The 23,308-nt window shown below is 34.4% G+C and carries 26 protein-coding genes, 1 pseudogene and 2 other annotated features; of the genes and pseudogenes, 4 read left to right on the forward strand and 23 right to left on the reverse strand.

Translation table 11 applies throughout. From position 1 onward, the window contains the following. Positions 1-4: 4 nt before the first annotated feature. The 10 genes from ruvA to CNQ82_RS08135 form a co-directional block, all read right to left on the reverse strand. Complete coding sequence (ruvA, locus tag CNQ82_RS08095; protein WP_123144860.1) at positions 5-610, reverse strand: Holliday junction branch migration protein RuvA; 606 nt, start codon at positions 608-610, stop codon at positions 5-7. A gap of 12 nt (positions 611-622) precedes the next feature. Beyond that, positions 623-1,078, reverse strand: coding sequence for an ACT domain-containing protein (locus CNQ82_RS08100; RefSeq protein ID WP_123144861.1), 456 nt, complete (start codon positions 1,076-1,078; stop codon positions 623-625). Between the two features lie 10 nt (positions 1,079-1,088). Then, positions 1,089-2,381 carry a GTPase ObgE gene (obgE, locus tag CNQ82_RS08105; protein WP_123144862.1) on the reverse strand — a complete coding sequence of 431 codons (1,293 nt, stop codon included), beginning with the start codon at positions 2,379-2,381 and terminating at the stop codon, positions 1,089-1,091. A 131-nt stretch (positions 2,382-2,512) separates the two neighbouring features. Then, a complete protein-coding gene (rpmA, locus tag CNQ82_RS08110; RefSeq protein ID WP_015900503.1) occupies positions 2,513-2,797 on the reverse strand; it encodes a 50S ribosomal protein L27 in 285 nt (94 codons plus the stop codon). An 11-nt stretch (positions 2,798-2,808) separates the two neighbouring features. Continuing rightward, on the reverse strand, positions 2,809-3,129 hold the full coding sequence (locus CNQ82_RS08115) for a ribosomal-processing cysteine protease Prp (protein ID WP_123144863.1): 321 nt from the start codon (positions 3,127-3,129) through the stop codon (positions 2,809-2,811). A 2-nt stretch (positions 3,130-3,131) separates the two neighbouring features. After that, positions 3,132-3,440, reverse strand: coding sequence for a 50S ribosomal protein L21 (gene rplU, locus CNQ82_RS08120; protein ID WP_123144864.1), 309 nt, complete (start codon positions 3,438-3,440; stop codon positions 3,132-3,134). A gap of 12 nt (positions 3,441-3,452) precedes the next feature. Continuing rightward, positions 3,453-3,530, reverse strand: a sequence feature (ribosomal protein L21 leader region). Between the two features lie 32 nt (positions 3,531-3,562). Further along, positions 3,563-4,084: a rod shape-determining protein MreD gene (gene mreD / locus CNQ82_RS08125; RefSeq protein ID WP_123144865.1), complete on the reverse strand. Its 522-nt coding sequence runs from the start codon at positions 4,082-4,084 to the stop codon at positions 3,563-3,565. Beyond that, a complete protein-coding gene (gene mreC / locus CNQ82_RS08130; protein ID WP_123144866.1) occupies positions 4,084-4,923 on the reverse strand; it encodes a rod shape-determining protein MreC in 840 nt (279 codons plus the stop codon). Before mreC ends, mreD begins: the two co-directional genes overlap by 1 nt. 211 nt (positions 4,924-5,134) lie before the next feature. Continuing rightward, a complete protein-coding gene (locus CNQ82_RS13145; protein ID WP_164711957.1) occupies positions 5,135-5,281 on the reverse strand; it encodes a hypothetical protein in 147 nt (48 codons plus the stop codon). Positions 5,282-5,373: 92 nt separating this feature from the next. After that, a complete protein-coding gene (locus tag CNQ82_RS08135; protein WP_123144867.1) occupies positions 5,374-5,838 on the reverse strand; it encodes a DUF4930 family protein in 465 nt (154 codons plus the stop codon). Between the two features lie 149 nt (positions 5,839-5,987). On the opposite strand from CNQ82_RS08135, the gene CNQ82_RS13300 reads away from it, so the two are divergent. Further along, positions 5,988-6,158: a hypothetical protein gene (locus CNQ82_RS13300; RefSeq protein ID WP_095104859.1), complete on the forward strand. Its 171-nt coding sequence runs from the start codon at positions 5,988-5,990 to the stop codon at positions 6,156-6,158. Positions 6,159-6,219: 61 nt separating this feature from the next. Here the strand turns inward: CNQ82_RS13300 and radC are convergent, their stop codons facing one another. After that, on the reverse strand, positions 6,220-6,900 hold the full coding sequence (radC, locus tag CNQ82_RS08140) for a RadC family protein (protein ID WP_123144868.1): 681 nt from the start codon (positions 6,898-6,900) through the stop codon (positions 6,220-6,222). A 56-nt stretch (positions 6,901-6,956) separates the two neighbouring features. On the opposite strand from radC, the gene CNQ82_RS13405 reads away from it, so the two are divergent. Beyond that, the gene (locus CNQ82_RS13405; protein ID WP_276308789.1) at positions 6,957-7,079 is read left to right on the forward strand and encodes a hypothetical protein; all 123 of its coding nucleotides are present in this window, start codon (positions 6,957-6,959) and stop codon (positions 7,077-7,079) included. 290 nt (positions 7,080-7,369) lie between these two features. Here the strand turns inward: CNQ82_RS13405 and CNQ82_RS13465 are convergent. The 3 genes and pseudogenes from CNQ82_RS13465 to CNQ82_RS08155 all read right to left on the reverse strand — a co-directional run. After that, positions 7,370-7,621 (reverse strand): annotated as a pseudogene (locus CNQ82_RS13465) (prepilin peptidase); the annotation flags it as partial. Between the two features lie 212 nt (positions 7,622-7,833). After that, a complete protein-coding gene (locus CNQ82_RS08150) occupies positions 7,834-9,102 on the reverse strand; it encodes a bifunctional folylpolyglutamate synthase/dihydrofolate synthase (RefSeq protein ID WP_123144870.1) in 1,269 nt (422 codons plus the stop codon). An 11-nt stretch (positions 9,103-9,113) separates the two neighbouring features. Next, the gene (locus tag CNQ82_RS08155) at positions 9,114-11,744 is read right to left on the reverse strand and encodes a valine--tRNA ligase (protein WP_123144871.1); all 2,631 of its coding nucleotides are present in this window, start codon (positions 11,742-11,744) and stop codon (positions 9,114-9,116) included. A gap of 38 nt (positions 11,745-11,782) precedes the next feature. Next, positions 11,783-11,997 (reverse strand) — a binding site (T-box leader). 58 nt (positions 11,998-12,055) lie between these two features. On the opposite strand from CNQ82_RS08155, the gene CNQ82_RS08160 reads away from it, so the two are divergent. Together CNQ82_RS08160 and pcp are read left to right on the forward strand one after the other, a co-directional pair. Next, positions 12,056-12,613, forward strand: a complete 558-nt coding sequence (locus tag CNQ82_RS08160) for a DNA-3-methyladenine glycosylase I (RefSeq protein WP_123144872.1) — start codon at positions 12,056-12,058, stop codon at positions 12,611-12,613. A gap of 46 nt (positions 12,614-12,659) precedes the next feature. Beyond that, entirely contained in the window at positions 12,660-13,301 is a 642-nt protein-coding gene (pcp, locus tag CNQ82_RS08165; protein ID WP_123144873.1) for a pyroglutamyl-peptidase I, read from the forward strand. A gap of 78 nt (positions 13,302-13,379) precedes the next feature. Here pcp and CNQ82_RS08170 read toward each other — a convergent pair whose 3' ends face one another. The 9 genes from CNQ82_RS08170 to clpX all read right to left on the reverse strand — a co-directional run bounded on the left by CNQ82_RS08170 (position 13,380) and on the right by clpX (position 23,014). Beyond that, entirely contained in the window at positions 13,380-14,456 is a 1,077-nt protein-coding gene (locus CNQ82_RS08170) for an AbrB family transcriptional regulator (protein WP_206125358.1), read from the reverse strand. Positions 14,457-14,602: 146 nt separating this feature from the next. Next, positions 14,603-15,892 carry a glutamate-1-semialdehyde 2,1-aminomutase gene (gene hemL, locus CNQ82_RS08175; protein WP_123144874.1) on the reverse strand — a complete coding sequence of 430 codons (1,290 nt, stop codon included), beginning with the start codon at positions 15,890-15,892 and terminating at the stop codon, positions 14,603-14,605. A 1-nt stretch (position 15,893) separates the two neighbouring features. Beyond that, complete coding sequence (gene hemB / locus CNQ82_RS08180; protein ID WP_123144875.1) at positions 15,894-16,877, reverse strand: porphobilinogen synthase; 984 nt, start codon at positions 16,875-16,877, stop codon at positions 15,894-15,896. Further along, positions 16,874-17,563 carry a uroporphyrinogen-III synthase gene (locus CNQ82_RS08185; RefSeq protein WP_123144876.1) on the reverse strand — a complete coding sequence of 230 codons (690 nt, stop codon included), beginning with the start codon at positions 17,561-17,563 and terminating at the stop codon, positions 16,874-16,876. The genes hemB and CNQ82_RS08185 overlap by 4 nt, the downstream gene beginning before the upstream one ends. Positions 17,564-17,589: 26 nt before the next feature. Continuing rightward, positions 17,590-18,516 (reverse strand): hydroxymethylbilane synthase, encoded by a 927-nt coding sequence (gene hemC, locus CNQ82_RS08190; protein WP_123144877.1) that lies wholly within the window; start codon positions 18,514-18,516, stop codon positions 17,590-17,592. A 31-nt stretch (positions 18,517-18,547) separates the two neighbouring features. After that, positions 18,548-19,372, reverse strand: coding sequence for a cytochrome c biogenesis protein (ccsA, locus tag CNQ82_RS08195; protein ID WP_123144878.1), 825 nt, complete (start codon positions 19,370-19,372; stop codon positions 18,548-18,550). Between the two features lie 22 nt (positions 19,373-19,394). Continuing rightward, positions 19,395-20,732 carry a glutamyl-tRNA reductase gene (hemA, locus tag CNQ82_RS08200; RefSeq protein WP_123144879.1) on the reverse strand — a complete coding sequence of 446 codons (1,338 nt, stop codon included), beginning with the start codon at positions 20,730-20,732 and terminating at the stop codon, positions 19,395-19,397. Between the two features lie 280 nt (positions 20,733-21,012). After that, positions 21,013-21,600 (reverse strand): ribosome biogenesis GTP-binding protein YihA/YsxC, encoded by a 588-nt coding sequence (gene yihA, locus CNQ82_RS08205; protein WP_123144880.1) that lies wholly within the window; start codon positions 21,598-21,600, stop codon positions 21,013-21,015. A 151-nt stretch (positions 21,601-21,751) separates the two neighbouring features. Then, positions 21,752-23,014 (reverse strand): ATP-dependent Clp protease ATP-binding subunit ClpX, encoded by a 1,263-nt coding sequence (gene clpX, locus CNQ82_RS08210; RefSeq protein WP_123144881.1) that lies wholly within the window; start codon positions 23,012-23,014, stop codon positions 21,752-21,754. Positions 23,015-23,308: the final 294 nt, after the last annotated feature.

Below are 23,308 nucleotides of genomic sequence, written 5' to 3' on the forward strand. Positions count from 1 at the left end.
CATATTATGATACAAGTATTTTTAAACCTGCTTTTACCGCTTCATCCACTGAATGATATGTTTCAGCTTGCAACTTTTTCTCTACTTTATTCAACTCTCGTTTAGAGTAACCTAGAGCTTCTAATGCAAGCAGTGCTTCTTCAAGAACTGGTGATGCATTATTACTTTGCGTGTTATCAAAGTTCAGTAAAGTGTCAGGACTTTCTTCGGTGATTTGCACTTTACCTTTTAAATCCAAAATAATTTGACGTGCAGTTTTCTTGCCGATTCCTGGAAACTTTGTCAGATAAGCTTCATTTTCATTTTCAATCCCGATTTTTACTTCATTAGGTGTACTAGCAGCAAGAATTGCTAAAGCAGATTTAGGACCAATACCTGTTACTTTATTTAAACTTAAAAACATTTCTTTCTCTTCTTCACTCATAAAGCCGTATAACAGTTGTGCGTCTTCTCTCACTATTAAAGAAGTGAAAATAGTTACTTCCTGTTGGTAATACTGCTGGAAACGATATGAATTAGGTGTTTGTATTTCATAACCTATGCCATTAGTTTCAACAACAACATGCGTTGGGAACAACTGTGATAGTTTACCTTTTATATATGCGTACACGTGGTCACTTCCTTACATCGACATACTTATTATTTCTACTTTATATACATTGTCTATATTACGCAGCGCAAAAATCACATCTTCAATTGAAGTAGGACTCCCTGCAGTATTAATTGATAATGTAATAGTAGCTTTATCTTCCATGGGAATACTTTGATGAATCGTAAGTACTGACATATGAATTTGCGATATCGTATTTAAAACTTGAGCTAACATGCCTACTTTATCATGAACATAAAGTATAATCGTAAACTCTTTAGTTTCTTCTACTTTTTCATCTAAGGGAAAAATAGTATCTTTATATTTATAAAAAGCACTACGAGACAGTCCGTATTCTCTGACAGCTTCATAAATTGAGAGTTCAGGATTTTCTTTTAAGGCATCCTTAATTTGCAAAGTCTTGATTACTGACTCTGGCAAAACATCCTCTCGTATCAAATAGAACTTTTTAACATTTTTCTCGTTCACTTAGACACCTCTATTCCACAAATTCAAACTCTCCGCCAAGTATTCTTACAATATCACCATTTTTAGCGCCACGTTCTCTAAGCGCATCATCAATGCCCATTGAACGCATTTGACGTGCAAATCTTCTAACAGCCGGATCGCTATTGAAGTCAGTCATCTTGAACATACGTTCAATCGCTTTACCGCTTACAACATAAGCTGCATCATCATCACGCGTGATTGTGAAAGTATCTTGTGAAGGTGTGTGTTTGTATAATACTCTGTTAACACCAAGTGCCTCATCATCTTCTTTAGTGAAGTCGACATCTTTGTATTCATCTAATTTATCAGCAATTGCATAAAGCAACTGATCTATATTTTCTTTAGTGTATGCAGAAATAGGAATGATTTCGACATCTTCACCCACTTCTTCTTTAAATAATTCTAAATTATCTTCAGCATCTGGTAAATCCATCTTATTCGCAACAACAATTTGCGGACGTTCTTCTAATCGTTGACCATAAGATGATAATTCTTTATTAATTGTTTTATAATCCTCTAATGGATCTCTGCCTTCAGAACCGCTCATATCAATAACATGCACAATTACTTTCGTTCTTTCGACGTGTCGCAAGAACTGATGTCCTAATCCGACACCTTCAGAAGCACCTTCAATTAACCCTGGCAAATCTGCTAATACGAAACTTCTACCATCAGGTGTGGAAACAACACCTAAATTAGGTTTGATTGTTGTAAAATGATAAGCGCCGATTTTAGGTTTTGCTTTTGACACTACAGAAAGCAATGTGGATTTACCCACACTTGGGAAACCAACTAAACCTACATCAGCTAATAATTTCAATTCTAAAGTTACTTCTATTTCTTCACCTGGTTCACCATTTTCACTGAAATCAGGTGCAGGATTTCGTGGAGTAGCAAAACGAGAATTACCACGTCCGCCACGTCCGCCTTTAGCCACTACTGCTTGCTGGCCATCTTCTACTAAATCTGCCAAAACCTCTTCTGTTTCAGCATCTTTAATCAATGTGCCTGGTGGTACTTTAAGTATTAAATCTTCAGCATTTCTGCCATGCATATTACTGCCTTGGCCACCTTCGCCGCGTTTCGCTTTGAATTGACGTTGATATCTGAAGTCTAGTAATGTACGTAGTCCTTCATCCACTTCAAATATTACAGAAGCGCCGCGACCGCCATCTCCACCTGCTGGTCCTCCAAATGGAACATATTTTTCTCTTCTGTAAGCTGTAATTCCATTTCCACCGTCTCCAGCTTTTAATAATATTTTGACTTGATCGACAAACATGTTTCTCACCTCTTTTTTATTAATTTACGTTTGAAATATCTTGATTATTATATCATTTTTCGAGTCTTGAGAGAAATAAAGACAAAAATAAAACACCAGAAGTATGACTTCTGGTGTTACGTTAACAAAAATTACTCAGCTACAGCGTAAACTGAAACTTGTTTTTTGTCACGGCCTTTGCGTTCGAATTTAACAACGCCGTCGATTTTAGCGAATAATGTATCGTCACCGCCGCGACCTACATTTTCACCAGCGTAAATTTTAGTTCCGCGTTGACGGAATAAAATTGAACCGCCTGTTACGAATTGACCGTCAGCACGTTTAGCGCCAAGACGTTTAGATTCAGAGTCACGTCCGTTTTTTGTAGAACTTACCCCTTTTTTAGATGCGAAGAATTGCAAGTTTAATTTTAACATCTGAGTACACCTCACTTATAATTTAATTTTATATTATCGTGATACTCTTCTTCAATAGTTTGAAGTGATACGAGCATTGCTTGTAAGATTAATTGTGCTTTGTCATCGTTAACATGAACACTTCTATAATGGAAATATCCTCCATCATCATCGTAGTCAATATCAGGTCTTTCAGATGTTAATCCCATGATAGCATTAACACTTCCAAACAGAACTGCTGAGGCTCCAGCACAGACAATATCATGACCATACTCGCCATGTTCAGCATGGCCATCCATGATGACATCTGTAACCTGACCATCATTATTTAACGATATATCAATATTAATCATTATTAAGCGTTGATTTTGTCAATTGTTAATTTAGTGTATGGTTGACGATGGCCTTTTTTACGTTTAGAGTCTTTACGACGTCTGTAAGTAAATACAGTAATTTTTTTACCGTGACCTTGTTTATTAACTGTAGCAGATACAGTAGCACCTTCTACTGTAGGAGCACCAACTTTTACAGAGTCTCCACCTACAAATAATACTTTGTCAAAAGTAAAAGCGTCGCCTTCATTTACGTCTAATTTCTCAACGAAGATTTCTTGACCTTCTTCTACTTTAATTTGTTTACCGCCTGTTTCGATAATAGCAAACATACTTTGCACCTCCTATATAATAAGTCACGCCATATATAGGTGATATTCTTCAATATACTTAAACCTATATTTGAGCGGTTGTATGTAGCTATAAACTACTCAACTGCTAAAGCTTACCATCCTTATGCCTTCGTGTCAATTAGTGAAGTTAATTTTTTGATAAGTTTTCTCGTTACTGCAAATAAAATTACTAACAATATCAGATTAAGTAATGCAGTCGGTACTAATCTGAATAAAATAAATTCCATGAAACTAAACTGGATAAGTCCTAATAATCCGTATATCAATGCTGTATAAATTTCAAAAATGATGGTAAATATCCATACTCCTAAGAAGACCATAGCATGATCTCTGTAATATACTTTGAAAAAATAATTCATTAGAACTACAAACAGTACATATCCAAATGTATTTAAACCATAAATAGTTCCATAGTATAAATCAGTTGTAAGCCCAAAGATAATAGCGAGAGTAATCGCGATACTTGGTTTCTTATATATAGTTAAAATCAAAAGATACATCAATAAAAGATGAGGAACGAAAATGATTTCTTTATTACCTATATGCATAGGAATAATCAAAGCAATAAGTGAGTCAATGTAGAATAGAACTGCACCAAATAAAAAATAGCTGAATGCGCGCATTATTGCTCACCGCTTTCATCCGTCAAAGTTTTAGGATCTCTCTTCGCTACATATACATGGTCTAAATCACTCAAATCTGCAGCAGTTTTCACACGCACTTCTTTAGCAAGTCCGTATTCATCATTATTTACTTTGGTAACCTCCCCGATGTATAAATCACTTGGCAGTTGATTAGCCAATCCGCTAGTAACTACTTTATCCCCTTTACTGATTTTATCTTTATTATCAATATCGCTAATAACTAATTCATTTGTTTTACGATCATAATGATTAATTAAACCGAAAACTTTGTTTGATTTATGTTGGATATTAACAGAAATTTTTCCTGATCTAGAATTAGTTGATAATAAATCCACTTGTGAAGAGAACTGATTAACCTTAGCAATACGGCCTACTAATCCTTCAGAAGTGATAACTGCCATATTATTTTTTATATCGTCTTTTTTCCCTTTATCGATAATGACTTTATTCATCCATTGATCAGGGTTTCTTGCAATGACAGTAGAACTGATTGGATTATATTTTGAAATATCTTTAACTTTTAATTCTTTTCTAAAATCACTGTTCTCCGATTTTAAACGTTGATTTTCCGCTTCTAGTTGTTTGATTTTATTTGCATCTTTTTTAGAACTTCCCCCATCGAATAAGCCGTTAATTGAACCTGTAACGATATGTATTGGATAGGCTATTGCACGTTGTGGAACAGATATAGAATCTCCTACAAATTGTTCCACTGAAGATTGATGATGTGATCTGATCGATAACCCTATTAATGCTATAAATAGAATCAGGGAACAGAAAATAACAATCAACTTGTTATTTTTAAAAAAATTGGACAACCCGAACACCTCTATTACCTCGAAATTTCGTATCACAATTTATTTTATATTACTACACCTAGTAATTAAAGTACTTACCCCTCATATTTATATTTACTTAACAAAAAAGTGTATCGACAAAAGAAATTCACTAAAATTTGCCGATACACTTTCAATAATATGCTATTAAATAAAATTTCAAAAGCCGCATTTAATGGATTCAATATCGACTCTATTTGCTTGCTTTCTCATTATTGTTATCGTTATCGTTTTCTTTTTCATCTTCTTTATAAAGTGTTTCTTCTTTTCTCCATTGCTCGAATAATTTTTGAGCTTTTGATTGTTCGTCAGCATTCTTTCCATTATTTTGCTTACTCATAATTAATCAACCCTCTCTATAATTAATTCAACCATAGGTTAACGTAATCATTTTTCTTTTTCAAGATTATCACTTTATTATTAGAAGAAAGATTAATAGGAGTTAATAGGTTTCATTTCGATATTTTGCTGCATGGCATTTAAGTCTTGAAACAATTCTATTTCAGTGGCATATACTCTGATTTTATCTGAACCGAAGCGGTACATAATAAATTGATTGCCACGTTGACCAATTAAATATTTATCATTATAGCCCATACGACTCAAGTCACTTACATGCATGAATTCTTTTTTATTAATCATATTAAAAATATTTTTAGTTTGACTGGCAGGCATGTTATTTAACAAGTCATTTTCTTCGATTGCATAATGTTGGCCAGGTTTAAATTCATCTACAGGAACACTCTCGGTATTATATGATGAATGGACTCCTTTATTGCCGACAGGATTCCAGTCTTGTTCTTTAAGAAACGGCGCATATTTCAAAGCAAAAAACACAATAACAATAATACCTGCTACAGCGATGATATTTTTTATTAAATTAAGTATAAATCGCATCTTCTACACCGCCCACTGTTATTATATGTATATATTAGAGTATATCCTTCATTTATACATCGGCCTACAGAATGATAATATAGTTATGACTTAGGACTGATGTATATAAAAATAAAATACGCTACTATAATATAAAAGGAGTGGCCACGATGACAATTTTATCATTAATTTTATTAGTATTACTGGTAGGCTTATTATTCAGAGTCGGATTATCTATCTTAAGATTTCTAATTAAAGCTGGCATACTTGTATTAATTATATATTTAGCTTATCAGGGTGTCCTTTGGATTATGCAATATCTACAAAGCCACCCGCTTTAATGAAAATAAAATATATCCAACTATTAAACCTGATTACAAATATAAAAGTGATTAGGTTTTTTTAATTTTCCAAATATCCTCCCTCTACCATACTTAAATATTTAGCATCGCCGATAATAATGTGATCTAGCAGTTCAATACCTAATACTCTGCCGCATTCTTGCAATCTCTTGGTAGTTGCTATATCTTCCTTAGACGGTGTAACATCTCCTGAAGGGTGATTATGCACCACGATAATAGCATTGCTTGACCATTTGATCGCCGCCTTGAATACTTCTCGAAGATGCACAATAGAAGAATTCAAAGTGCCTACAAATATAACTTCATGCCGAATTACTATATTTTTCGAATTTAAAAATAGAACTTCAAATTGCTCGTGCGTCAGATGCATCATTCTTGCTAGAAAATAATCTGCAGCATCTTGTGGAGATGATATCTTAATTTTTTCCTCTATGTCCGGAACGTGCATGCGTTCCCCTAATTCAAAAGCAGCTTTCAGAATCACAGCCTTATTTAAACCAATCCCCTTTACCTTGGTTAAATCATTCAACGAAAAAGACTTTAATTCACGCAAGCTATGTGCTAATTTAATTAAATCTTGCGCCACTTCTAAACTAGAATGACCTTTTCTGCCGGTGTTGATGAGTATCGCAAGTAATTCTGAGTCTGCTAAATTTATTGCACCTTTCGCAATGAGCTTTTCTCGTGGTTTATCATTATCTGGTAATTGTTTAATCATCATTTAAATTTATCTCCTAAACGTAAAAATATTGAATTAAGTAAGTGTGGAAAATTGAGGTGAATAAAAAAGCTAGAAAAATAAATGGAATAAGCGGAATTTTAGCGATTTTCATTTTTGTTATAGATATTAAAATGATTGCTAAAAAACCTGCAAAAATAAATGTGCAGCAAAATATATAGAGGAATAATGGAAATGGTATTACTAAAGCAAGAAGAGAAAATATTGCAATATCACCATAACCTATGGAACTGCGAGAGATTAAATATAATAAATGCAATAAGAAGATAATTGGAATTTGATTATAAAAAATGTGATTGGATAAAGCTAAAACAATTATTACAAAAACAATTAGAAAGTGAATCGGTATTGAAAAAGTTTGATAATCGTACAGTGTAGCCGCTAACAAAAAAAGATAAATGGCTATAAATAAGCTTGCTTTTAAGTGGATAAATTGAAAGGATATCAGAGGTATTGGAATCCAAGCTAGAAGTTCACCTGTAAAATGAATGAGCGGAATTTTACGATTACAATATCGACATCTGCCACGCAACCACAAAAAACTAATGATAGGTACTAAATCGTAAAAATTAAGAACATGTTTACAACTATCACATTTTGAACGACGTACTAAATAAGTAAAGTTTAACTGTTTAACGTGACAAAATTGCAAAAGAAAGCTTTCTAAAATAATACAATAGCAACTTAAAATAGTGATGGACAAATACTATCTGCCCCCTTCTGTTAGTGTCATGCAAATATTATAGCGCCATCCAAGCAAACAATCAATTATTTTTATTACTTTATCATATTTTTAAAATATGAATTAAACATCTCTAAAATTCGCATTTTCTACGTGCATTTAGCATTAAAATTCAAAGTAATTATACATAAAAAAGTTGGAGCACAAAACATATTTATACTCCAACTCTTATTTTATTTATTGAAATCTATTTTAGCTTTTACTTCACTGATAAAGTAAAGACTGCCTGTAATTATCAAAGCATTGCCTTGATAATTTTCTACAAAGTCAACATAATCGTCGATAAGTTCTGGTGTGAATGTTTCCGCTTCTGCAGCAATTTCTTCTTTAGGCTTAGCTCTATGGAAATCAAAATCAGTAATATAGACATGATTAGAAATCGTTTTTAATTTCTCCAGCATATGTGCTATCGGTTTACCGCTAACTGCTGAAAATAAAATATCTACATTGTCTTTGTCATAATAATTTTTTATTGTATGCACCAATGCTGCTACACTCTCATTATTATGCGCTCCATCTATTACCATCAAAGGTTCTTCTTTGACTCTCTCAATTCTGCCTGTCCAACTTACCTTTTCCATTGCATTAATCATTTTATTGAAATCTAGTTCTATTTGCCCTTGCTCAAACAAAATGATAAGTGCAGTAATAGCAAGTGCCGCATTTTCTTTTTGATGTTCACCCAACATCTCTAATGCGATATTTTCAAGTTCATAATCTTTAAATCTATAGATAAATTCATCATCTTCAGAAACGATAGAAATATCTCGATCTAGTTCAAATGCTGGTGCATCTTGTTTTTCTGCATATTCACGGAAATACTTTAAGGCATCTTCATTTTTCACAGCATAAACAAAAGGTACATGATGTTTAATGATATCGCCCTTGTTTTTTGCAATATCGGCATAAGTTGATCCTAATAAATCCGTATGGTCTAAACCAATGCTAGTAATAATAGACATAATCGGTGAAAATACATTTGTAGAATCATTTTTAATTCCTAAACCTGCTTCTATTACAACGAAATCCACTGGTCTGATTTCTCCAAAGTATAAAAACATCATAGTGGTAATGATTTCAAATTCAGTAGCAGTACCATATTCTGTTTCTGCTTCTAATTCCTCACTTATTGGCTTGACACGCGATACTAATTCTACAATAACGTCATTGCTGACGGGTTCACCATTTAAACTAATACGTTCATTAAAGGTTTCGATATATGGTGAAGTGAAAGTACCGACATCATAACCATTCTCAACTAAGGCTGAGCGCAAATAAGCAACTGTTGAACCTTTGCCATTTGTTCCCCCTACATGGATACCATTGATATTATTTTCAGGGTGTCCTAAACGATGCAACATCCATTCCATACGTTTAGTACCTGGTTTAATACCGAATTTATCTCTCTCATGTATCCAATATAAGCTGTCTAGGTAATTCATAATCAGGACTCCTATGCTTTTAATTGTTCAATTCTAGCTTTTACGCTATCGTATTTTTCTTGATAATCTAGCTTTTTAGCTTTTTCTTCATTGATGATTTTTTCTGGAGCTTTATTAACAAAGTTTTCATTAGACAACTTTTTGTCTACACGGTCTAATTCACTTTGCCATTTATCAAGTTCTTTTTCCAAACGTGCAATTTCTTTATCCATATCAATTAAACCTTCTAGAGGTAAAATAACTTCTCCTGCACCCACTACAGAAGTCATAGCTTTATCAGGTGTTTCGATATCAGTTGAAATTACAAGCTCACTTGGATGACCGAATCTTTCAAGGTAATGTTGATTTTCATTTAACATTTTTGTAATCTCAGCATCTTTTGTTTTGATATAGATAGGAATTGCTTTAGATAGTGGTGTATTCACTTCTGAACGTGCTTGTCTAACAGCTTTAATGATTTCAACCACATATTGCATCGCTTGTTTACTTTCTTCAAACATGAATTCCTCTTCTACTTCTGGCCATGCACTTGTCACAATTGTTTCTCCCACATGTGGAAGATTTTGCCAAATCTCTTCAGTAACAAATGGCATATATGGATGAAGCATACGCATTGTGCGATCTAGCACATAGCTTAAGACTGAGCGTGTAACTTGTTTTTGTGCTTCATCTTCGCCATTCATTGGTATTTTACTCATTTCAATATACCAATCACAGAATTCATCCCAGATAAAGTTGTATAATGCACGTCCTACTTCACCAAACTCATAGCGATCACTTAAATCAGTAACTGTTTTAACTGTTTCATTTAAGCGTGTCAAAATCCATTTATCTGCTAAAGATAAATTATGAGTTAAATCGATATCTTCAAATTTGAATTCTTCGCCAATATTCATAATACTGAATCTTGCAGCATTCCAAATTTTATTGATAAAGTTCCATACTGATTCCACTTTTTCAGTTGAATAACGCAAATCATGACCTGGTGACGATCCTGTTGCTAAGAAATATCTTAAGCTATCTGCGCCATACTCATTGATAACATCCATTGGATCCACACCATTGCCCAATGACTTACTCATCTTACGACCATCTTCAGCACGAACTAAACCATGCAATAACACATCATCAAATGGACGTTCACCTGTAAATTCAAGTCCTTGGAAAATCATACGCGCTACCCAGAAGAAAATAATATCGTATCCAGTTACGAGCGCGTTAGTTGGGTAATAGCGTTGATAATCTTCAGATTCAACGTCAGGCCAGCCTAATGTTGAGAACGGCCATAATCCGCTAGAGAACCAAGTATCTAAGACATCTTCATCTTGCACCCAGTTTTCTGCATCTTCTGGTTCTGTTTCTCCTACATAAATTTCTCCAGTTTCTTTATGATACCAAGCTGGAATTTGGTGACCCCACCACAATTGACGTGAAATTGTCCAGTCTCGGATATTTTCCATCCATTGATTGAAGGTATGTTCAAAACGTTCTGGAACAAAATTAATACGATTATCTGTTTTTTGATTATCTAAAGCTTGTTTAGCTAAAGGTTCCATATTAACAAACCATTGTGTAGATAAATAAGGTTCAACTACTGCGCCAGTTCTTTCAGAATGACCAACTGCATGCACATGATCTTCTATTTTAATGACTAAATCTTGCGCTTTTAAGTCTTCGACAAGTTGAGTACGGCATTCGAAGCGGTCCATACCTTCATATTTACCTGCTTTATCGTTCATTTTACCTTCTTCATCCATAACAATAATTGATTCTAAATCGTGTCTTTGACCGATTTCAAAGTCATTAGGATCATGAGCAGGTGTTACTTTCATCGCACCACTACCGAATTCAACATCTACGTATTCGTCTGCAAGAATTGGTAATTCGCGATTTACAATCGGTAAGATAACTTTTTTGCCGATAACGTCTTTGTATCGTTCGTCATTAGGATTAACTACGATAGCTGTATCGCCAAGCATTGTTTCAGGACGTGTAGTCGCAATTTCAATATAACCTTCTCCATCCGCATACGGATATTTGAAGTGATAGAATTTACCTTCTACGTCTTCATGCACCACTTCAATATCAGATAAAGCAGTACGCGCTTCCGGATCCCAGTTGATGATACGTTCACCGCGGTAAATCAGTCCTTTGTTATACATATCTACAAAGACTTTTCTAACCGCTTTACTCAATCCATCATCCAAAGTAAAACGTTCTCGGTCATAATCTAAACCTAAACCTAATTTCGCCCATTGTTGACGAATGAAAGATGCATACTCATCTTTCCAACTCCACACTTCTTCAAGGAATTTCTCACGGCCGATATCGTGACGTGAGATACCTTGTTCATTTAATTTTGCTTCTACTTTTGCTTGAGTCGCAATACCAGCATGGTCCATACCTGGTAAATATAATGTATCGTATCCTTGCATACGTTTCATTCTAGTCAGAATATCTTGTAAAGTTGTATCCCAAGCATGTCCTAAATGCAATTTACCAGTTACATTCGGAGGCGGAATAACAATTGTATAAGTTTCTTTTGATTTATCACCGCTGGGTCTGAAATAGCCTTTTTCAACCCATTCTTGATAACGTCCGGCTTCTACTTCAGTCGGATTGTATTTTGGTTTCATTTCCATTGAATTTCCTCCTTAAAAATAAAAACACCCGTTCCTAAACATAGGACGGATGTTCCGTGGTACCACCTAAATTCAACATAGCATCTACTATGAAGCACTTATATTGATTAACGCTCAATTACGCTTTATCCTACTTAGGTTCAAATAAAGATCCAAGCGGGCTACCTTCAACAGTTTCATTATACATTCTCACCAACCATGTACTCTCTTCAAAAATGAAAGACTGTGTACTCTTCCCGATTTGTATTATTCACTTACTTATTTATAGTATAATAGAACTACAAAATAAGTCAATGAGGTGGTATAAAAATATGTCAGATTGCGCCTTTGGAACAACTGATCCAATTTATCTAGAGTATCATAATAACGAGTGGGGACAACCGCTTCACGACAGCAGAAAACTTTTTGAATTAATGGCTTTAGAATCTCAGCATGCAGGACTTTCTTGGCTGACTATTTTAAAAAAGAGAGAAGCATACAGAGAAGCTTTCTACCATTTTGAGCCGGAAAAAATCGCCTCAATGACGGAAGAAGATATCGATCTACTGATGGAATTTCCAGGGATTGTCCATTATCGCAAAAAAATAGAAGCTATTGTGAGTCAAGCTCAAGGATATCTAGAGATAGAAAAAATACACGGCAGTTTTAGCAAGTTCTTATGGTCATATGTAGATTTTCAACCTATTGATTTACATTATAAAACGCCTGCCGACCGTATTACGGTAGACGAGCGTGCGAAACAAATGTCTAAGGATTTGAAAAAATACGGCTTTAAGTTTATGGGTCCTGTAACGATGTTTTCCTTTTTAGAAGCCGCTGGGTTATATGATGCTCATTTAGAAGATTGCCCTTATAAGCCCAAACGCTGAAGTCACTCATTGAATAAACAATCTACTGAATGGAGATGAAATCACTATGAAAATTTTAGTTACAGCTTTTGATCCTTTTGGTGGAGAAGCCACAAATCCAGCTTTAGAAGCGGTCAAATTATTACCTGAAAAAATCGCTCATCACGAAATTACTAAATTAGAAATCCCTACTGTTTTCCATAAATCTTCAGATAAGATTGCTGAAATATTAAAAGAAAATACGTACGATGCAGTGCTAGCAATCGGCCAAGCCGGCGGACGTTATCATTTAACGCCTGAACGCGTAGGTATTAATATCGATGATGCACGTATTCCTGATAATGAAAATAATCAACCTATCGATATCCCTATTCAATCAGATGGTGCACCTGCTTACTTTTCAAATTTACCTGTCAAAAAAATGACGCAGTCAATTAAAGATGCAGGTGTCCCAGCTTCACTATCCAACACTGCAGGTACATTTGTATGTAATCATATTCTTTATCAACTCGGATACCTGCAAGCTACACAATATCCTGAAATGCTATTCGGCTTTATACATGTTCCGTTCATACCAGAGCAAGTTGTAGATAAGCCTGATAAACCTTCTATGGCCTTAAGTAGTATTGTAACAGGACTAGAAGCTGCAATTGGAGCGATTTCCAAAGATGGTCCTGATATCAAAAAACCTCTAGGGGAAATCCAATAATAAAGTACAAGAGTTGGAACAAAATATATGTTCCAACTCTTGTTATTGCTTAGACAATTTCACACTAAGTTTTTATTCTTATTTTTTAGCAGCACGTTCTGTGTAATTTAAGAAGTACTTAATTGCCGGTGCAATCAAGAATAAGATAAAGAAGATTCTAAAGATGTGGAAACTAGAGATAATTGCTACATCCGCATGAGTTTCTAGAGCTACCAAGACGATTTGACTCATACCGCCAGGAGCTGCTCCCAAGAATAAATCATTGAGTGACATATGGTTGAATAAATGCACAAAGAACACCATAATCCCTGCACATAAAATCAACATTACATTTTGAAAGGCAATCGCAACTGCGACTCTGCCCTTTAAATCACTTAATAATTTGGAAATTTGTATACCAATACGTATCATATAAGCAACTTGCGCTCCAGCTATAAGATAATTATCTAAAGTAAAAGTAGCGTTTGTAATCATATTCCATGCAATTAAAACGACAATAGGAGCTAATAATTGTTTTGTAGGAAAATTGATTTTATCCATTAAAATATAAACTATTGCTACCGCTATAATTAAAAAGATAATCTGCCAAATTGAAAGTGCCTCACTGAGTGGTTTTAATTTTACTGCTTTTGCTGCGCCGCCTTCTGAATTTCCACTAGACATAAAATAAGAAAGCATCGGAATTAAAATCACCACAAAGATAATCCGTGAAGTTTGAGTCAAACTTACAACTAAAATATTTGCTCTTTTATCTTCTTCAGCCATAATCAACATTTGGCTCAAAGCGCCTGGAATTACACTTAATAGCGCTGTTTCAGTGTTGACTCGTGCTATCTTTTTAAAGAAATAAGCAATTAAAATAGCTAATACTAATAATAAAACTGTGACCAATACAATTGAGAACCAGTTTTGAGCGATATCATTCACAACGGTCTTTGTAAAAGTTGAACCGATTTGTACCCCAAGTAAAATCAACCCAAGCTGGCTGATCCAAAATGGCCATTGAATATCCATTTTAAAGAGTCTGATACAAATGATACTCGCAACGATTGGTCCGAACATAAACGGCAGCATGATATGCAAAGCCGAAAAAATCAAACTGATTATTACTGCTAATAATAATACAATTATATTATTAAGCCATTTTTTATTCACTTTTATCACTACCCTTTGGCCCTGACTTCGCTTTTGCTACGTTAATAATAACATTTTTCTGTACTCATCGTTACTAAATTGTATCATAATAAAAGTACATACCTATCGGCATATACTTTTATAAGTTAAATATTTATTTTAAATGATTATTTATTCGCTACTTTTTCAAATGCTTTATCAAATGCTTCAATTGTACGTTCAATATCTTCTTTAGTGTGTGCAGTTGATAAGAATGTACCTTCAAATTGAGATGGTGGTAAGAATACACCCTCATTTGCCATTTCACGATACATTTCACTGAATAACTCTAAGTCACTTTGGTTTGCTTGTTCAAAGTTTGTGACAGGACCATCATTTAAGAAATAACCAATCATAGAGCCTGCTCTGTTTACTGTCATCGGTACATTATGTTTAGCAGCTACTTTTTTCAAGCCTTCTTCTAACATATCTCCTAATTCATTAAAGTATTCATAACTTTCAGGAGTTAATTGGCTTAATGTTTCATAACCGCTTGTCATTGCAAGTGGGTTACCTGATAAAGTACCTGCTTGGTAAATCGTACCTACAGGAGCAATTTTATCCATGATTTCTTTTTTACCGCCGAAAGCACCTACAGGAAGTCCGCCTCCAATAACTTTACCAAGACAAGTTAAATCAGGCATAACGTCAAAGTAGCCTTGTGCACAATTATAGCCAACTCTGAATCCAGTCATGACTTCATCGAAAATCAATAAAGAACCATATTCGTTAGTAATATCACGTAAACCTTGCAAGAAGCCTTCAATCGGAGGTACTACTCCCATATTGCCTGCAACTGGTTCTACAATCACTCCTGCAATATCGTCACCATATAATTCAAATGCTTTACGAATAGCGTCTAGGTCATTGTAAGGAACTGTGATTGTACTTTTAGCTGTACCTTCAGGAACACCTGGAGAGTCTGGTAAACCTAAAGTTGCTACACCAGAACCAGCTTTAATCAACAATGAGTCGCTATGACCATGATAACAACCTTCAAACTTAACGATTTTATCTCGACCTGTGTATCCGCGTGCAAGACGAATCGTATCTTGTGTAGCTTCAGTACCAGAAGATACCATTCTTACTTTTTCAATAGAAGGAACACGGTCAATCACTAATTCAGCAAGTTTAATTTCTTCTAAAGTTGAAGCACCAAAGCTCGTACCTTTATCTACTGCTTTATGCAAATTCTCAATGACTTGCGGATTCTCATGTCCAAGAATTAATGGACCCCAGCTAAGTACATAATCAATATACTCATTGCCATCAATATCATAAATTTTAGAACCTTTACCATGGTCCATAAAAATTGCTGGCATATCTACAGATTTAAAAGCTCGGACAGGGCTGTTCACCCCGCCTGGCATCAATTGTTCTGCTTTCTTATAGGCTTCAATAGATTTTTCGTAACCCATCTTAATCCTCCTTCTGATCTAAATAACGACAAATATCTTTTGAGAAATAAGTGATAATCATATCAGCGCCTGCGCGTTTCATAGAAGTCATTTGTTCCATTACAATTTGTTCTTCGTTAATCCAACCTTGCATAGCAGCTGCTTTAGTCATGCTATATTCACCACTTACGTTGTATGCAATAACTGGCACATTTGTTCTTTCTCTGACATCTCTAATAATGTCTAGGAAACTTAATGCTGGTTTGACAATCATCATATCCGCGCCTTCATGTAAGTCGCTTTCTAATTCTAATAATGCTTCGCGACGGTTTGAAGGATCCATTTGATATGTTTTGCGGTCACCGAATGATGGTGCAGATTCAGCAGCATCACGGAATGGACCGTAGAAACTTGATGCATATTTAATACCATAACTCATAATAGGAATATTATAATATCCCGCTTCATCTAAACCTTTTCTGATTTCAGCAACGAATCCATCCATCATGTTACTTGGCGCGATAATATCTGCTCCTGCTTCAACTTGTGAAACAGCTGTTTTTACAAGCAATGGTAAAGATTTATCATTATCGACATCATGTGTATGTTCATCAATCAAACCACAATGGCCATGGTCTGTATATTCACATAAACATGTATCAGCAATCACTAACATATCTGGATATAATTGTTTAGATTTACGTGTTGCTTGTTGAATAATACCTTCATGTGCATATGCACCTGTACCTACGGAATCTTTTTCATTTGGAACACCAAAGAACATCACGCCTCTGATACCTAAATCATAAGCTTCTTTCAATTCTTCATCCAAACGATTCAAGCTAATTTGATAAATACCCGGCATGGAAGGGATTTCTTCTTTAACATCATCTCTTTCCACTACAAAAATTGGATAAATCAAATCTTCTTTTCTAACGTGATTTTCTCTGACAAGGCTACGAATTGTTTTATTGGCACGTAGTCTTCTATGTCTATCAAAACTCATTTATGATTCCTACTTTCTTTAATAATGTTTAACAATCCATCAATAGTTTGTTCATTAGCCATTTCAGCTTTATAACCAAACTGTTTTATTTTTTCAAAGGTAGGCTTTCCAATTGCATAATACGTATAATTTGCGCTTAAATTCGCCTCTTCAGCTTCTTCAAAAAAATAATTAGCAGCAGACGAACTTGCAAATGCGATTCCGCTTGCAAGTCCTCTTCTTAATAATGAAATGGCTTGTTCTATATTCTCAGTGTAAGCCTCAGGTTCATATAAATCTATTTTAACGACTTCGGCATTCTGTTCTTGAAGTTGAGTTTGTAGTAAAGGGCGTGCAGCCGCACTGCTAGGAATCAATATCCTATTACCTTTATTCACTGTAAATTCATTTATAAATCCTTCTTGTGAAAAATTTTCAGGAAAGAAATCCACAGTAATTCCATTCTGATTACAATACTTCTTGGTCTTCTCTCCGATAGCCGCTACATGAGTCGCATCAACCTTCGGATAATATTCATTGAAAAATTTCACAGCATTTTTAGAAGAAAAAATAATCCAATCATAATGGTCATTTAACAGTTCTTGATTAAATGATAACTTTTTCAATCTAATGAAAGGCAAATGGATTACTTCTTCAACATATTCATTTAAATTGCTGGTTTGTGTCATAATCACAGGTGCCGCCATTGCTACTCAACTCCAATGTTTATGAATTAAGATTCTTCATTCAGTGCATCGATAATTTCTTTTGCACCTTGTTCTTTTAAGATATTACTTACTTCTTTGCCTAATTCTACTGGGTCGTTTCCTGTAGCTGTTTGTTCATAACGTTCCTTGCCGTCTGTAGACATAATTAATCCCGTAAATGAAAGACGGCCATTCTCATCTTTTGTGGCATAACCGCCGATTGGTACTTGGCAGCTTCCATTCATTTCTTTTAAAAATGTACGCTCTGCTGTCACACATTCAGCCACGTCTTGATTATGAACTTTTTTCAGTAAATCTAATAACTCAGTATCATCACTACGGCACTCAATTCCAAGTGCTCCTTGACCGATTGCAGGCAAGAGCAATTCAGGATCAAGATATTCAGTAACGATATCATCTGACCAGCCCATTCTGCGTAAACCAGCGGCAGCTAAAATAATCGCATCATAATCGTCAGTTTCTAATTTGCTTAAGCGCGTATCAATATTACCTCTAATCCATTTAATTTCTAAATTAGGATATTTAGCGAGAATTTGAGCACCTCTGCGAAGAGAACTTGTTCCCACAATGCTTCCATCAGGTAAATCCGCTAATTGAACATGATTTTTAGAAATAAATGCATCGAACGGAATTTCTCTATCTGGTATACATCCTAAAGTTAATCCTTCAGGCAGTTCGCTTGGGACATCCTTTAATGAATGGATAGCCATATCTATTTCATGACTGAACAATTCTTGTTGGATTTCTTTTACGAATAAGCCCTTGCCTCCAACTTTAGACAATTGCTTGTCTACAATACGATCACCTTTAGTGACAATTTCTTTTATTTCTATTTCTAAGCCAGGTTCAGCTTCTTTTAACTTTTCTATAAATTGACGGCTTTGCGTCAATGCTAATTTACTTCTGCGCGAACCTACTACAAGCTTACGCATGCTCATTCCTCCGTTTCAATCTGGTCACTCACTAACCAAAGAAATTCGGAAAGTGAGAGATAAACAATAAATTAAACATACTTAACATATAAATCAGCATATTGAATAATACATAATTCAATGGGTTCACTAATCTTTTAGTTCTAATAATAATGTAAGCGACATAGCAAATCATTATTATAATAGATGAAATTACTTTGGGATCGAGGAGTATTTTAAAACCGATTGTCTGAAATCCCCACTGCGCACCTAGAATAACACCGATTATAAGAATAATTAAACCAATGAGTGTTGAATAAAACATAATCTTTTCTAAACTGAAGACACTGCCTATTCTAAAATACTTCTGATCAAAATGCTTCTGTTTAAGGTTACGATACTGAAGGATATATAATGCACCATTTACAAAAGCTAATGAAAAGAGCGCATAACTGATAATAGCTAATGAAACATGGATGATTAATAACTCATGGTTCACATTAAACTCAGCGTGACGTATAAATGACTCATTTGGTCGGAAAGTATGAATTGCCATTACTATAAAACCGATTGTATTAAATAAAAAGATGGAAAAATCAAGTTGCTTCACAACGCTGATGACTATCGAAATCGAGAGTATCAGCCAATTTAAAAAATAGAATACATCAAAAACTGAACCCAAAGGGACTGCATGTATACTATTGATATATAAAGATAAAGAGATTGTTTGACACAACCAAACAATCCCCAAAGTGTAGAAACCTACCATTCTAATTTTATGATTCTTTTTGAAGAAATCATAAAAATAGCAAGAAATACTAAGTAAATAAATCAGCAACGTTATTTCATGGAAACGTACGAAAAATACATCTTGCATATCATCACCATACTAAGGCTGTTTATTCAAAACCTAAAATATGTCGTGCCGAGAGTTTACGCTCTTTTTTCTCTAGACTTTTTTTGTATTCACTTTCAGCTTCAATATCAAAAATGTTTTGAAACAGCTCTAATTTTTCACTGCTATTCTTATCGTTACTCAATTCTTTAGCCTGTTTAATAGGATCTTTCAACATTTGGTTAATGATGCTTTTTGTATGTTTAGATATAACCTTGCGTTCACGCTCGCTTAAATCTGGTAATTTACGGTCGATACTCGCCATTGTATCTTGTTGGATATTCATGGCTTTTTCACGAAGTGCACGGATGACAGGAACAACACCTAACATATTGACCCAATCGTTATGTTCATTAATTTCGGTTGGTATTTGGTCCGCAATTTGTGCAGCAGCAGCTTCACGTTCTCTAAGGTTAGCATCCACCAATCCTTTCAAATCATCAATATCATAATTAAAGATATTCATATCAGATTCGATTGCTGGATCGATATCTCTAGGTACCGCTATATCAATTAAGACCATAGGCTCATGACGACGTTTTCTCAAAACTTTGTTCATCATATCTTGAGTAATAATATAATTTTGTGCACTTGTTGAACTGATAACTATGTCTGCATTTACAAGTAATTCATCTGAATCATTGATATCTGCATAATTTGTTTGATGTTTCTCAGCAAGTTGTTGTGCACGTTCTTTAGTTCTATTCACAACTGTAATATTTTCGAGGCCAGATCCTAGAAGATTAAGCAATGAAAGCTCACTCATTTCTCCAGCGCCAATAATAACTGCATGTTGTGATTTTAAATTTCCAAATACTTTTTTAGCTAATTCAACTGCAGCATATGATACACTGACCGCATTATCTGCGATATCTGTTTCATGATGCGCACGTTTAGCAAATGTAACCGCTTGTTTAAATAAATGATTAAAAATTGTACCAGTCGTACCTTCTTCTTGAGCAATAAAGAATGCATCACGCATTTGTCCTAGAATTTGCGTTTCCCCCAACACAATTGAATCTAGACCAGATGTCACTCTAAATAAATGCTCTACCGCTTCATCCCCTACCAAAGCTTCTGACATTGCTTTGATTTCTTCAACTTCTAAACCAAATTTACGTGCTAAAAAGCGTTGGATGTAATAACGTCCTGTGTGAATTTGGTCTGCTACCGCATAAACCTCTGTGCGGTTGCAAGTTGATAAAATAACATTTTCTAATATGGACTTAGTTTCAAATAAGTCCATATGTGATTCACGTATGGCATCAGCTTTGAAAGCAACTTTTTCTCTAAGTGCTACATCAGCGGTACGATGGTTGATGCTAATCGCAATTATATGCATTTATAACGCCCTCCATACTATTGACAATACTCATATTATAACACACATGTGACAACCTTAAAGTTATCAATCCACATTAATTATAAATATTCTAATCTAGCAAATGTTTCATTCATAATTTCGTCAAATTTCACCTATCACATATCTTTGCTGTCATAAAATTGTCAAATCTAGTTGTGGAAAATCATAAACAATGCTAAATCCGTTGTTATTTAAGCTTTCCCCACTTTTAGTATCATTAAAGCAAATTCTTCATTATAATTTTATCATGTAATAATTATTATAAATAACGTTGAATCGCATTCCAAATCGTCTGCTGATTTTTGTTATTAATAGATGAATAACTAATGATTGTATCTTCTTCTTCAAGTTCTAAGCGCTCCTTGATTGCTTTAAGATGCTTTTGAATTTTACCTTTAGCAATTTTGTCTTCTTTCGTAGCAATAACCAACACGGGCAGCTCATAATATTTTAAGAAATCATACATTAAAATATCATCTTCAGTAGGATTATGTCTGATGTCGATTAATTGGATGACTAATTTTAATTGTTCGCGTTGTGTAATGTACTTTTCAATCATTTTTCCAAACTGTTCGCGTTGTGTTTTACTTACTTTGGCATAGCCATACCCAGGCACGTCTACAAAAACTACCTGATCATCTATATTATAAAAATTTAAAGTTTGCGTTTTGCCTGGTTGTTGAGAAGTACGCGCCATATTTTTACGGCCTATCATACTATTGATAAACGTAGATTTACCTACATTAGAGCGGCCGCTTAATGCTACTTCTTCTAAACCCGTTTCAGGATATTGATCCGGCTTTACAGCACTAATCAATAATTCAATATTATTAGGATTTACTTCCATTTTCTCCCTCTTTCCTTTTAATAATTCTTATCTTAGTCGCGTTATATTATATCAGAATTTTACGAGGTTTTGATATTTTTTCTTCAAACAAAAAAATACACCCCAAACTACTCGTGATTGAGTAATTCGGAGTGTAGCATCAAATTATCAATTAAGCTGATGTTTTTTCTAAATTAACTTCATTACCTTCAGCATCATATAAATCTGGATTAGATTCGTTATTAATTGTATTTTCAGTAATAACCACTTTCGCAACATCTTCTGTTGATGGGATATCATACATAATTTCGATTAACGATTCTTCAATAATTGAGCGTAAACCACGAGCACCAGTTTTACGTTCGATTGCTTTTTCAGCAATTGCAGTTAACGCTTCTTCTGTGAATTCTAATTCAACGTGATCTAACTCAAGCATTTTTTTGTATTGTTTAACTAAAGCATTCTTAGGCTGAGTTAAGATATTTTTTAATGCAGCGATATCTAAAGTATCTAAGTTTGCAACGATTGGAATACGACCAATAAATTCTGGGATTAATCCGTATGATTGCAAATCTTCTGGACGAATGTGTTCAAGTAATGCACTTTCGTCGTATTTAGCTGCTTCATTGCTTGCAAAGCCGATTACTTTTTCACCTAAACGGCGTTTGATAACTTCGTCGATACCATCAAAGGCACCACCTAAGATGAACAAGATATTAGTTGTATCGATTTGAATAAATTCTTGGTTTGGATGCTTACGACCACCTTGTGGCGGTACACTTGCAGTAGTACCTTCTAAAATTTTAAGCAAGGCTTGTTGTACACCTTCACCAGATACATCACGTGTTATTGAAGTGTTTTCAGATTTACGTGCAATTTTATCGATTTCATCGACATAAATAATACCTTTTTCTGCTTTATCAATATCAAAGTCAGCTGCTTGTATTAAGCGCAGTAAGATGTTTTCAACGTCTTCACCCACATAACCTGCTTCAGTTAAGCTTGTAGCGTCAGCAATTGCAAACGGTACGTCTAACGTTTTAGCTAGTGTTTGAGCTAATAATGTTTTACCACTACCTGTTGGACCGATTAAGGCAACATTACTTTTTTGCAATTCTACCTCATCATCTTTAGGTCCAAGTTGTTGGATACGTTTGTAGTGATTATAAACAGCAACAGACAATGATTTTTTCGCTTTATCTTGTCCTATAACATAGTTATTTAATTGATCCATAATTTCTTTAGGAGTCGGTAAATCTGTGAATTCTTCTGTGGCTGTTTGAGCAAGTTCTTCTTCTACTATTTCAGAGCATAACTCAATACACTCGTTACAAATGTAGACACCGCTCCCTGCAACAAGTTTTTTAACTTGGTCTTGGTCCTTACCACAGAATGAGCATTTTAATTTTTCTTCATCTTCATTGAATTTGAACATTATTTTTTACACCCCTATTCCATAAAGACTATACTAAAACACTCTCAATGTTTCAATTGATGTGTTTATAACCTTTATATATATATTTCTATTTTGGGTATCCCTTTCTAATAAACTTTTGGGTAAATAAGCTTAAACAAGACACCACATCTCTTCGAAAAGATGGCTCGTATCGATAATATAATTTCATAATTTGAATATATCATTTACGCCAACTTATGCAACAAAATTGCTTACAAATACTATAACACAACTTAATCCAAATCAGAATTATTCCGATTATAAATCAAGTGT

This window comes from Staphylococcus debuckii (assembly GCF_003718735.1).
In the GTDB taxonomy this organism is placed as follows: domain Bacteria; phylum Bacillota; class Bacilli; order Staphylococcales; family Staphylococcaceae; genus Staphylococcus; species Staphylococcus debuckii.